Raw genomic sequence first — 12,665 nt, 5'->3', positions numbered from 1 at the left:
GACTACCGGCTCTTGTAAGAAATTTCCCGCAGGAGTACAAATGTACTCCATGACGACCCTGACTCCCCGCCGCACCGCCATCCTGACCTTCATCCGCGACCGTATCGCGCAACAAGGCCAGCCCCCCAGCCTCGCCGAGATTGCCGAGGCGTTCGGCTTTGCCTCCCGCAGCGTCGCGCGCAAACACGTGGTGGCCCTGACCGAAGCCGGCTTCATTGAGGTCAACCCCAACCAGGCTCGCGGTATTCGCCTGCTCAACCAACCCATGCGTCCGGAGTGGCTGGACGTGCCCGTGCTCGGCCGAGTCGCCGCCGGCCTGCCCATCGGTGCTGACGCCGAAGTGCACAGTCGCCTGCAACTCGACCCAAGCACCTTCGCGAAAACCCCCGACTACCTGCTGCGGGTGCAGGGCGATTCGATGATCGAAGACGGCATCCTTGACGGCGATCTGGTAGGCGTACGCCGCAGTGCCGAGGCCTTGAACGGGCAGATCGTGGTGGCGCGCCTGGATGGCGAAGTCACCATCAAGCGTTTCGAACGCAGTGGCGACCGCGTGCGCCTGCTGCCGCGCAACCCCGCGTATCAACCTATTGTGGTGGGCCCTGATCAGGACCTGGCCATCGAAGGGGTGTTCTGCGGCCTGGTGAGGCAAGGCTGATGGGCGCCGTCGTTGCCCTGGACGCGCTGTTCAATGGCGGCCGCGTCTGGAAAGGCCGGCCGGCCGCGCCTCCCGCCAGTGTGCACCCCACCGGGCTGGCCGCGCTGGATGCGGTGCTGCCCAGCGGCGGCTGGCCTGAATCGGCTTTGAGTGAAATCCTCATGGCCAAGGAGGGCATCGGCGAACTGCAACTGGTGCTGCCCATCCTGGCGCGCCTGTCAAAGGCGGGGGAGCGCATTGTGTTGGTGGCGCCGCCGTATACGCCGTACCCCCATGCCTGGCAGAACGCCGGGGTGGATGTACGCCAGCTTTCAGTGATCCAGGCCGAGGAACGTGATGCGCTGTGGGCCGTGGAGCAGTGCCTGCGCTCCGGCAGTTGCGGCGCGGTGCTGTGCTGGCCGCGCAAGGCCGATGACCGGGCGCTGCGGCGCTTGCAGGTGGCAGCAGAAACCGGCCAGACCCTGGCGTTTGCCTGGCGCGCCTTGAGTGAGGGGGTCAATTCATCGCCTGCTGCCCTGCGTTTGGCGATCGATGCGAAACCCGCCCAAGTACGGGTGATCAAGTGCCGTGGCGGTTTGGCCCATCCGGCGCCGATTGCGTTGGCGGGGCACTGAGGTTGTCATGCGCTGGGTGTGTATTGTCTTCCCGCAATTGGCGCTGGACGGGGTGCAGCGTGTGCACCCCGAGCCCGACCAACCCCTCGCGCTGCTGGCCGGTACGCCACAGCGGCGCGTACTGCAAACCGTCAACGACGCCGCCCGCGCCTTGGGCCTGCGTCCAGGCCTTTCACTGACGGCGGCCCATGCCCTGGCCAAGACTTTTGCCAGCGCCGAATACGACCCCGTGGAAATCGAACGCTGGCAGCAGTTCCTGGCAGCCTGGGCCTATCGCTTCAGTTCCCAGGTCAGTGTGCATTACCCGCGTGCGTTGCTGTTTGAGATCGAATCGAGCCTGGGCCTGTTCGGTCCCTGGCCGCAGTTCGAAGCGCGCTTGCGCAAAGAATTGACCGAGCTGGGCTTTCGTCACCGCATCGTCGCCGCGCCCAACCCGGCGGCGGCGCGGGTGCTGGCCAATATTTACGACGGTCTGGCCATCGACGATGAGGCATTGATGCAGGCCCTCGCACCACTGCCCATCGACCGCGCCGGCCTTGAACCTCAGGCCGCTACCGCCTTGTCGCGCATGGGCCTGCGCACCCTGTCCCAGGTGCAGGCCTTGCCCCGGCACACCCTGGCACGGCGCTTTGATGCCGGCCTGCTCAAGCACCTGGATGCCTTGACCGGGCAACGCCCGCTGGCCCTTGGGTTTTACCAGCCGCCGGACCAGTTCGATGTGCGCATCGAATTGAATTTCGACGTGCAGTCCCACCAGGCGCTGCTGTTTCCACTGCGGCGCTTGACCGGTGATTTATCCGCCTTTCTCTGCGGACGCGACAGTGGCGTGCAGCGTTTTGACCTGCACCTGGAGCACGCCCAGTTGCCCGACAGTGTGATCAAGGTCGGCCTGCTCAGCGCCGAGCGCGAACCGGCGATGCTGTTCGAGCTGGCCCGTGGGCGCCTGGAGCAAGTGCAAGTCACGGCGCCGGTGCGCGGTTTTCGCCTGGTGGCCCAGGACTTGCCGGTGTTTGTGCCGCAGCGCCAGGACCTGTTCGACGACCGCCCGCAACAGACCCTGCCCTGGGAGCAATTGCGCGAACGCCTGCGCGCGCGCCTTGGGGATGAGGCGGTACAAGGCTTGCGTTTTCATGCCGACCATCGCCCCGAGTGCGCTTGGCAAGCAACGGCCGACAGTCGCACATGCCCGACCTTGAACAAGGTGCAACGCCCCGGTTGGCTGCTCAGGGAACCCACCTTGCTGACCGAGCAAGGTGTGCAGATTCTGATGGGCCCGGAACGTATCGAATCCGGCTGGTGGGACGGCGCCGATATCCGCCGTGACTATTACCTGATCCAGACCCGCGCCGGTCAGCAAGGCTGGGCCTACCGCAGCGTGGGGCAGGGCGATGGTTTGTGGCTGCAAGGCTGGTTTGCATGAACTACGCCGAGCTGCATTGCCTGTCCAATTTCAGTTTTCAGCGCGGCGCGTCCACCGCGCTGGAGTTGTTCGAGCGCGCCAAGCGCCAGGGCTACAGCGCCTTGGCGATCACTGATGAATGCACGTTGTCAGGCATCGTGCGTGCGTGGCAGGCGGCGAAGGCGGTGGAGTTACCGCTGATTATCGGCAGCGAAGTGCGCATCGAAAACGGCCCGAAACTGGTGCTGCTGGTAGAAAACCTCAGCGGTTACCAGCACCTGTGCCGCCTGATCACCCTGGCCAGGCGGCGTGCGGAAAAAGGCAGTTATCGCCTGCTGCACGAAGACTTCGACGCACCGCTCAACGGCCTGTTGGCGCTATGGGTCGCCGACGACAGCGACACCCAGGCCTCGATCCAATGGCTGCGCCGTACGTTTGCCGAGCGCCTGTGGCTGGCGGTGCACCTGCATTGCGGCCAGGACGATGCGCGCCATCTGGAGCAGCGCCTGCACCTGGCCGCCAACCTGAATATCCCGGCGGTGGCCTGTGGTGATGTGCACATGCACGCACGCGGTCGACGCGCCCTGCAAGACACCATGACCGCCATCCGTCATCACGTCCCGGTGGCCGAAGCCGGCACGCGCCTGCACCCCAATGGCGAGCGGCATCTGCGCGGCCTTGATGCCCTGGGCACGCTGTACCCCCATGCCTTGCTCGATGAAACCCTGGTCATCGCCCGCCGTTGCACCTTCGACCTCGGCCAGTTGCGTTATCACTACCCGCGCGAATTGGTGCCCGAGGGGCATGACGCCGAATCCTGGCTGCGCGCCGTCACCGAAGAAGGCATCGCCCTGCGTTGGCCTCACGGAATCGACGCCAAGACCATGCAGCAGATCAATCACGAACTGACATTGATCAGCAAACTGGGTTACGAAAGTTATTTCCTCACCGTGCACGATATTGTGCGCTTCGCCCGCAGCCGTTCGATCCTGTGCCAGGGCCGCGGGTCGGCGGCCAACTCGGCGGTGTGTTTTGCCTTGGGCATTACCGAGATCAACCCGAGCCTGACGAATATGCTGTTTGAGCGCTTCCTGTCAGAGGAGCGCAACGAGCCACCGGATATCGACGTGGACTTCGAGCACGAACGCCGCGAAGAAGTGCTGCAGTACGTTTTCCAGCGCTACGGCCGCACCCGCGCGGCGCTGACGGCGGTGGTCAGCAGCTACCACGCCGCCGGTGCGGTGCGCGATGTGGCCAAGGCCCTTGGGTTGCCGCCGGACCAGATCAACGCCCTGGCCGACTGCTGCGGGCGCTGGAGTGATGATGCGCCACCGCTGGAACGCCTGCGTGAAGGCGGCTTCGACCCGGACAGCCCGATCCTGCGCCGTGTGCTCACGCTCACCCAGCAACTGATCGGTTTTCCTCGGCACCTGTCCCAACATCCCGGCGGTTTCGTGATTTCCGAATACCCGCTGGACACTCTGGTGCCGGTGGAAAACGCGGCCATGGCCGAGCGCACCATTATCCAATGGGACAAGGACGATCTGGATGCCGTGGGCCTGCTCAAGGTGGATATCCTCGCCTTGGGCATGCTCAGTGCGATTCGCCGCTGTTTCGATTTGCTGCGCCGCCACCGCAACCTCGACCTGGCCCTGGCGACGATCCCCAAGGAAGACCCGGCCACCTACGCGATGATCAGCAAGGCCGACACCATTGGCGTATTTCAGATCGAGTCGCGGGCGCAGATGTCGATGCTGCCCCGGCTCAAGCCGCAGACGTTTTATGACCTTGTGATCGAGGTCGCTATTGTGCGACCCGGTCCGATCCAGGGAGGGATGGTGCATCCGTATCTGCGACGACGTAACAAGGAAGAAAAAACCACCTACCCGTCACCGGAACTTGAAAGCGTATTGAAGCGCACCCTGGGCATTCCGCTGTTCCAGGAGCAAGTGATGCAGATCGCCATGGTCGCCGCCGACTACAGCCCTGGCGAGGCCGACCAGTTGCGCCGCTCAATGGCCGCGTGGAAACGTCACGGCGGCCTGGAACCCCACCAGGACCGCTTGCGCACCGGCATGCTGAAAAACGGCTACACCGAGGAATTTGCCGCGCAGATTTTCGAGCAGATCAAGGGCTTTGGCAGCTATGGCTTTCCTGAGTCCCATGCGGCCAGTTTCGCCTTGCTGACTTACGCCAGTTGCTGGCTCAAATGCCACGAGCCGGCGGCATTCGCCTGCGCGTTGATCAACAGCTGGCCTATGGGTTTCTACAGCCCGGACCAGATACTGCAGGACGCACGGCGCCATCGCTTGCAGATTCGCCCGGTGGATGTGCAGGCCAGCGACTGGGATTGCAGCCTGGAACCCATTGACGGCCAGCAACCGGCGATCCGTATGGGCTTGCGCATGATCGCGGGGTTTCGTGAAGAGGATGGTCGGCGCATCGAGGCCGCCCGCCCTGGCACAGGTTTCAGTGACATTGCTGATCTGGACCAGCGCGCCGGTCTGGACGCCCGTGCCCAGGCGTTGCTGGCCGACGCCGGCGCCCTGCGTGCCCTGGCTGGAAACCGGCACCAAGCCCGCTGGGACGTGGCGGGGGTGCACAAACAATTGGGGCTGTTCGCCGGGCTGCCCAGCCCCGACGAAGCCGTGGTCGCGTTACCCGCACCGACGGTCGGCGAGGACTTGCAGGCTGATTACGCCACCGTCGGCACCACTCTCGGCCCGCACCCGCTGGCGTTGTTGCGCGATGAGCTGCGCAAGCGGCGTTGTCGCAGCTCCCGCGAGCTGATGGCGGTGGAGCATGGGCGTAATGTGAGTGTCGCGGGGTTGGTCACGGGGCGGCAACGTCCGGGCACGGCCAGCGGTGTGACCTTTGTCACCTTGGAAGATGAGTTCGGCAATCTCAATGTGGTGGTCTGGCGCGACCTGGCCGAACGTCAGCGCCAGGCGCTGGTGGGGTCGCGCTTGCTCAAGGTAGACGGGCGCTGGGAGGCGGTCGGCGAGGTGCGCCACCTGATCGCCGGGCGGCTCACCGACCTCACGCCGTTGCTGGAAGGCATGTCTGTGCGCAGCCGGGATTTCCACTGAGGTGACCCCAAATTAATACCAGATGAAACCATCTGCTCCGTGTAAGCTCCAAAAATGGCGACTGTCTTCTCTTTTGCACTGAGCCGAACGATGCAATTTTTATCCAACCCCCACGGCTGTGAAGGTTGGGCCGGTGAAATGGCCCAGCGCATTCGCGCGTTCGATTGGTCGGCCACGGACCTCGGTCCCATTAACCAGTGGTCCACCAGCCTGGTCTGTAACGTGCAGATGATGCTCGCATCGCCGATGCCGATGGTGATGTTGTGGGGGCGGGCCGGGTACATGATTTACAACGACAGTTACTCGGTCTTTGCCGGCGGCCGCCACCCGTCTTTGCTGGGGGCTCCGGTGGAGTTGGGTTGGCCGGAGGTGGCGGATTTCAATCGCCATGTGGTGGACACCTGTCTGGCCGGCGGCACTCTGTCCTTCAACAACAAAGACCTGGTGCTGCTGCGCAATGGCCAGCCGGAAACCGTGTGGCTGGATTTGTATTACAGCCCCGTCGCCGGCGACAACCAGCAACCGGCCGGCGTGTTGGCGATTGTGGTCGATACCACCGAACTGGTGAAGTCCGAACAGGTGCGCCAGGAACTCACCCATAACCTCGAACAACGGGTGGCCGCTGAAGTGCAGGCGCGCTCCAGTGCCGAGGACCAGTTGCGCCAATCGCAAAAACTCGAAGCCATCGGCGGCCTCACCGGCGGCGTGGCCCATGACTTCAATAACCTGTTGCAAGTGATCGCCGGCAATCTGCACTTGCTGGCCCGCCATGAGCCAGACAATGCCCAGGTGCAGCGCCGCGTCAACGCGGCCATCGCGGCAGTGGAGCGCGGGGCCAAGCTGTCGGCGCAACTGCTGGCCTTTGCCCGCCGCCAGCCGTTGTCGCCGGCGGTGTACAACCCGCAACGCATCTATGCCGGCCTTGGCGAACTGTTGCAGCGCGCACTGGGAGAAACCATTCATATCGATGTGCAGTTGCCCCAGGATTCCTGGAGCATCAACGTCGACCGTAACCAGTTGGAAAATGCGTTGCTCAACCTGGCGATCAATGCCCGCGACGCCATGAAAGGTGAGGGGGTGATCCGCATCAGCGGCGAAAACATCATCCTTAACCCCGGCGATTGCATCGGCAAGAGCGTCAGTCCCGGAGAATATGTGCGCCTGGCGGTCACCGACACCGGGGTGGGCATGCCACCTGGGATCCAGGCCAGGGTGTTCGAACCGTTCTTCACCACCAAGCGCGACGGTCACGGTACCGGCCTGGGCTTGAGCATGGTGTTCGGCTTTGTGCGTCAAAGTGGCGGGCATGTCGAGGTCAGCAGCGAAGAAGGCCAGGGCACCGTGGTGCAGTTGTACTTCCCGCGCAGCCTGGGCGAGGAGTGCCTTGAGGCGTCAGACGAGCCCGTTGCGTCCGTAGGAGGCCAGGAAACGATCCTGGTGGTCGAAGACAATGAAGGCGTGCGCCTGACGGTGGTGGACGTGCTCGAACAGTCGGGCTACACCGTGATCACCGCCGAGGACGGCGACCAGGCCATGTCGAAGCTTAAAGCTGGCCTGCAACCCGAGTTGATTTTTACCGACGTGGTCATGCCCGGCCGCCTTAAAAGCACCGACCTGGCCGCCTGGGCCCGTGCACAAACCCCTCCCGTGCCGGTGCTGTTCACTTCCGGTCACACCCGCGACATCCTCTCCAGCAACCACCTGCTGAGCCCCGACATTCATCTGCTGAGCAAGCCCTACAGCCCCGAAGCCCTGACGCTACGGGTGCGCAGCGTGCTCACCGCACGATAAGGTTGACCATGACTTCACAGCGCAACATCCCTGCGATCACTGCCCAACGCCCAGGCTTTGTCAGGGTGCGCGGCGCCCGCGAGCACAACCTGCAAAACGTCGACGTGGATATTCCCCGGGATGCCCTGGTGGTGTTTACCGGCGTGTCGGGTTCGGGCAAGTCGTCCCTGGCGTTTTCCACGGTGTATGCCGAGGCCCAGCGGCGCTACTTCGAATCGGTGGCGCCTTACGCGCGGCGCCTGATCGACCAGGTTGGCGTGCCCGACGTGGACAGCATCGAAGGCCTGCCGCCCGCCGTGGCCCTGCAACAGCAGCGTGGCACGCCCAGCGCGCGATCTTCGGTGGGCAGCGTCACCACGTTATCGAGCCTGATCCGCATGCTCTATTCCCGCGCCGGCAGCTACCCTGCGGGGCAAGCGATGCTGTATGCCGAGGACTTTTCGCCGAATCTGCCCCAGGGTGCGTGCCCGCAATGTCATGGCCTGGGCCGCGTGTATGAAGTGACCGAGGCGCTGATGGTGCCCGACCCTTCGCTGAGCATTCGCCAGCGCGCGGTGGCCTCCTGGCCGTTGGCGTGGCAGGGCCAGAACCTGCGCGACATTCTGGTGACCTTGGGCTATGACGTGGATATCCCATGGCGCGACCTGCCGAAAAAGCAGCGCGACTGGATCCTGTTCACCGAAGAAACCCCCACTGTGCCGGTGTATGCCGGTTTCACCCCGGAGCAAACCCGCGAGGCGTTGAAGCGCAAGCTGGAGCCTAGTTACCAGGGCACGTTCAGCGGCGCGCGGCGCTACATCCTGCACACCTTCAGCCACACCCAAAGCGCGCTGATGAAAAAGCGCGTGTCGCAGTTCATGCAGGGCAGCGCCTGCCCGCTGTGTGAAGGCAAGCGGCTGACCAAGGCGGCGCTCTCGGTGAAGTTTGCCGGGGTGGATATTGGCGAGTTGTCGCAGCTGTCGTTGTCGCAGCTGGCCGAACTGCTGCGGCCGGTGGCGGCGGGGCAGGACACGATGAAGCTCTCGGTGGAGAAGCGCCTGGCTGCGCAGCGTATCGCCCAGGACTTGCTGGAGCGGGTCAGCACCTTGATCGAATTGGGCCTGGGCTATCTGTCCCTGGAGCGCAGCACACCGACCTTGTCGTCCGGGGAGTTGCAACGTTTACGCTTGGCCACGCAATTGGGCTCGCAATTGTTTGGAGTGATCTATGTGCTGGATGAGCCTTCGGCGGGCTTGCATCCGGCGGATGGCGAGGCTTTGTTCACCGCGCTTGAGCGCTTGAAGGCCGCCGGTAATTCGTTGTTTGTGGTGGAGCACGACTTGGAAACCATGCGCCGCGCCGACTGGTTGATCGACGTAGGCCCGGCCGCTGGCGAGCATGGCGGGCAAGTGCTGTACAGCGGGCCACCTGCTGGGTTGGCTGACGTAGAGGCGTCGCAGACCCGTGAGTATTTGTTCGCCGAGCGGCGTACATCAAATCCCTCTCGCCGCGAACCCAGTGGTTGGTTGAAGTTGGAGGGCGTGACGCGCAATAACCTCAATGGTCTGAACGTGGATTTTCCCTTGGGCTGCTTCACCTCAGTGACCGGCATTTCCGGCTCGGGCAAGTCCAGCCTGGTCAGCCAGGCGCTGCTGGAATTGGTGGGCAGTGGCCTTGGGCGTGTGGTGGAGAACGACGAAGAGCCGAGCCTGGAAGATGAGACGCCGCAAACCAGTGGCGGGCGCATCAGCGCCGGGCTGGAACAGATCCGACGCCTGGTGCAGGTGGATCAGAAACCCATCGGCCGTACGCCACGTTCCAACCTGGCGACCTACACCGGGCTGTTCGACAACGTGCGCAAACTGTTCGCCGCCACGCCTGCGGCAAAGAAGCGCCATTACGATGCGGGCCAGTTCTCCTTCAACGTCGCCAAGGGCCGTTGCCCGAACTGCGAGGGCGAGGGCTTTGTCAGCGTCGAGTTGTTGTTTATGCCGAGTGTGTACGCCCCGTGTCCGACCTGCCACGGCGCGCGCTACAACCCCGAGACCTTGGCGATCAAATGGCAAGGCTTGAGCATCGCTCAGGTGCTCGGGCTGACCGTCGAGCAGGCAGTCGAGGTCTTTGCCGAGCAGCCAGGGGTACTGCGCTCGTTGCAGGTGCTGCGGGATATCGGCCTGGGTTATCTGCGACTGGGTCAACCGGCTACCGAACTGTCCGGGGGGGAAGCGCAGCGGATCAAATTGGCCACCGAGCTGCAACGCAATGCCCGTGGGTCGACCTTGTATGTGTTAGATGAGCCAACGACCGGGCTGCATCCGCGGGATGTGGATCGCCTGCTCAGCCAGCTCAATCACTTGGTGGATGCAGGGCACACGGTGGTGGTGGTCGAGCATGAAATGCGTGTGGTGGCCCAGAGTGACTGGGTGATCGATATCGGTCCGGGGGCAGGGGATTTGGGCGGGCAAGTGGTGGCCAGCGGTACGCCGCAAAAAGTTGCCAAGAGCAAGAAAAGCCGGACTGCGCCCTTCCTGGCCCGAGCGTTGATCTAACAGTTAAACAGGTCCACATGTGGGAGGGGGCTTGCCCCCGATAGCGGTGGGTCAGTCACCCCATCAAGTGCCTGACAGATAGCTATCGGGGGCAAGCCCCCTCCCACAGAGTGATCAGTGTCTGGTCAGTTGGATTTGTGCCTTGGCCTGCTTCACCACATGCTCCACCGTAAACCCAAACTTCTCCTGCAACTTCGCCAACGGCGCCGAAGCCCCGAAGCTGCTCATCACCACCTTGGCGCCGGTTTGCCCGACATAGCGGTCCCACCCCAAAGGCCCGGCCTGTTCCACCACCACACGTGCCGTCACCGCTGGCGGCAACACACTGTCGCGATAGGCCTGGTCCTGTTCTTCAAACAACTCCCAGCTCGGCATCGAGACGACTTGTGCGGCAATCCCTTCGCCCTTGAGCTGTTCATAGGCCGCCACCGCCAGGCTGACTTCGCTGCCGGTACCGATCAAAATTACCTGGGGTTTATCCGCCCCCGCCAACACATAAGCGCCTTTGGCTGCACCGGTCGCCGCTGCGTATTGCGTGCGATCCAGAGTCGGCAGGGGCTGGCGTGACAGCACCACACAGCTCGGCCGATGGGTTTGCGCCAGCGCAACTTTCCACAGCTCCAGGGTTTCGTTGGCGTCGCCAGGGCGAAGGGTCAGCAACCCTGGGGTGGCGCGCAACTGCGTCAGGTGCTCAATGGGCTGGTGCGTCGGCCCATCTTCACCCACGCCGATGGAGTCGTGGGTAAACACGAACACCACCGGCAACTCCATGATCGCCGCCAGACGGATCGGCGGTTTCATGTAGTCGCTGAATACCAGAAAGGTCGAGGTGTACGGCCGCAAATACGACAGCGCCATGCCATTGGCAATGGCGCCCATGGCGTGTTCGCGAATACCGAAATGCAGGTTGCGCCCGCTGTAGTCATCGGCGCTGAAGCGCCCGGCACCGTCGAAGGTGAGGTTGGTTTTGGTCGAAGGCGACAAGTCCGCCGAGCCGCCGAGCAGCCAGGGGATTTGCTGGGCGAAGGCATTCAGTACCTCGCCACCCGCCGCGCGGCTGGCGACGCCCTTGGCATCGGCGGCAAAGTCGGGCAGGTCAGCCTGCCAGTGCTCGGGCATCTCCCCGGCGCGCATCCGCCGTAGTTCATCGGCCAATTGAGGGTCGAGACGGGCCAGGGTCTGGTTCCATTGCTGGTACAGCGGTTCGGCGCGGGCGTGCAGGGCGTCGCGCAAGAGCGTGCGCGCCTCATCGGGCACCAGGAAGCTGGAATCCTGCGGCCAACCATACGCAGCTTTGGTCAGGCGGATTTCGTCCTCACCCAACGGCTCGCCATGGGCGGCGGCGGTGTTGTGCTTGTGGGGCGAACCGTAGCCGATCACGCTGTCGACCACGATCAGCGTCGGCGCGCCGGTATTCGCCTGAAAGGTCTCCAGGGCTGCGCTCAGTGCCTGCAAGTCGTTAGCATCGGTGACGTGCAAGGTGTGCCAGCCATAGGCCTGGAAACGCTTGATCACGTCTTCGCTGAAGGCAAGCTCAGTGTGGCCTTCGATGCTGATGGTGTTGTTGTCGTAGATCCAGCACAGGTTATCCAGTTTCAAATGGCCGGCCATCGACGCCGCTTCGCTGCTGATGCCCTCCATCATGTCGCCGTCGCCACACAGGGTGTAGACGTTGTAATCGAACAGCACATGGTCGTCATGGTTAAAGCGCTCAGCCAGCCAACGCTCGGCCATCGCCATGCCCACGCTGTTGGCGCAGCCCTGGCCAAGGGGGCCTGTGGTGGTTTCCACGCCTGTGGTCATGCGGTATTCCGGATGCCCCGGCGTCTTGGAGTCGGCCTGACGGAATTGCTTGATATCGTCCAGGCTGATCGCCGGGTGCCCGGTGCGCTTGCCATGGGCATCAATTTCTTTCACACCGGCCAAGTGCAGCAGCGAATACAACAGCATGGATGCATGCCCCACTGACAACACAAATCGGTCACGGTTGGGCCAGTCGGGATGCTCGGGGTGATAGCGCAGAAACCGGCTCCACAGCGTGTATCCCACCGGCGCCAGGCCCATGGGCGTGCCCGGATGGCCTGAGTTGGCCTTCTGCACGGCGTCCATCGCCAGGGTGCGCAGGGTGTTGATGCATAGGGTGTCGACAGTGGTTGCGGCGTTAGTCATGAAACCGGTCTCCCTCAAGTGACGATCTACTGTGGAGGGCCGGGCGCCGCGAAGGTTTGATCCCATTGCCGTTGCCGCGACGAACGGGGACGTATTGACTTCAAACATGACAAGACCCTTTGCAATGGTCTAGCTTCAAGGGCGTAGGCCATTGATCAACTTGCGGAGGTACGTCATGCCAGTGAAACACGACCTGTATCAGGATTTGGGTTTGAGCAAGGAAGTCGTTCACGAACGCAGGGCGAGCGATAAACGGCTGGACTCGCTGCTCACCCAATACGACGCTGCCGACGGCGAGGTGCTCCGGGCGGAATCAGAAAAGGCCGACGACACGGTGGTGGAGGTGTTGAAGAAGAAACGCCTGCTGATCAAGGACGAAATCGCAGGGCGCCTCGACGCCTGAAACGCGGCAAGGTT

General features: G+C 63.4%; 8 protein-coding genes. 7 read left to right on the top strand and 1 reads right to left on the bottom strand.

Translation table 11 applies throughout. The annotated features are described in order from the left end of the window. Positions 1-40 precede the first annotated feature (40 nt). The 6 genes from lexA (at position 41) to uvrA (ending at position 10,079) form a co-directional block, all read left to right on the top strand. On the top strand, positions 41-658 hold the full coding sequence (lexA, locus tag BW43_RS15510; RefSeq protein WP_032886583.1) for a transcriptional repressor LexA: 618 nt from the start codon (positions 41-43) through the stop codon (positions 656-658). After that, positions 658-1,272, top strand: a complete 615-nt coding sequence (gene imuA / locus BW43_RS15515; protein WP_032886582.1) for a translesion DNA synthesis-associated protein ImuA — start codon at positions 658-660, stop codon at positions 1,270-1,272. Before lexA ends, imuA begins: the two co-directional genes overlap by 1 nt. A 7-nt stretch (positions 1,273-1,279) precedes the next feature. Continuing rightward, the gene (locus BW43_RS15520) at positions 1,280-2,692 is read left to right on the top strand and encodes a DNA polymerase Y family protein (protein WP_032886581.1); all 1,413 of its coding nucleotides are present in this window, start codon (positions 1,280-1,282) and stop codon (positions 2,690-2,692) included. After that, a complete protein-coding gene (locus BW43_RS15525; RefSeq protein WP_218186592.1) occupies positions 2,668-5,760 on the top strand; it encodes an error-prone DNA polymerase in 3,093 nt (1,030 codons plus the stop codon). The genes BW43_RS15520 and BW43_RS15525 overlap by 25 nt, the downstream gene beginning before the upstream one ends. A gap of 90 nt (positions 5,761-5,850) precedes the next feature. Next, entirely contained in the window at positions 5,851-7,551 is a 1,701-nt protein-coding gene (locus BW43_RS15530) for an ATP-binding protein (protein ID WP_032886579.1), read from the top strand. Positions 7,552-7,559: 8 nt separating this feature from the next. Beyond that, positions 7,560-10,079 (top strand): excinuclease ABC subunit UvrA, encoded by a 2,520-nt coding sequence (gene uvrA, locus BW43_RS15535; RefSeq protein WP_032886577.1) that lies wholly within the window; start codon positions 7,560-7,562, stop codon positions 10,077-10,079. A gap of 114 nt (positions 10,080-10,193) precedes the next feature. Here uvrA and tkt read toward each other — a convergent pair whose 3' ends face one another. Beyond that, on the bottom strand, positions 10,194-12,248 hold the full coding sequence (tkt, locus tag BW43_RS15540) for a transketolase (RefSeq protein ID WP_032886575.1): 2,055 nt from the start codon (positions 12,246-12,248) through the stop codon (positions 10,194-10,196). Positions 12,249-12,423: 175 nt separating this feature from the next. Here tkt and BW43_RS15545 point away from each other — a divergent pair, with 175 nt between their 5' ends. Beyond that, positions 12,424-12,651 (top strand): YdcH family protein, encoded by a 228-nt coding sequence (locus BW43_RS15545; protein ID WP_032886572.1) that lies wholly within the window; start codon positions 12,424-12,426, stop codon positions 12,649-12,651. Positions 12,652-12,665: the final 14 nt, after the last annotated feature.

Origin of the sequence: Pseudomonas sp. RIT357 (genome assembly GCF_000632245.1) — a bacterium.
In the GTDB taxonomy this organism is placed as follows: Bacteria; Pseudomonadota; Gammaproteobacteria; order Pseudomonadales; family Pseudomonadaceae; genus Aquipseudomonas; species Aquipseudomonas sivasensis.
This window is presented reverse-complemented; position numbering and strand designations above follow the sequence as displayed.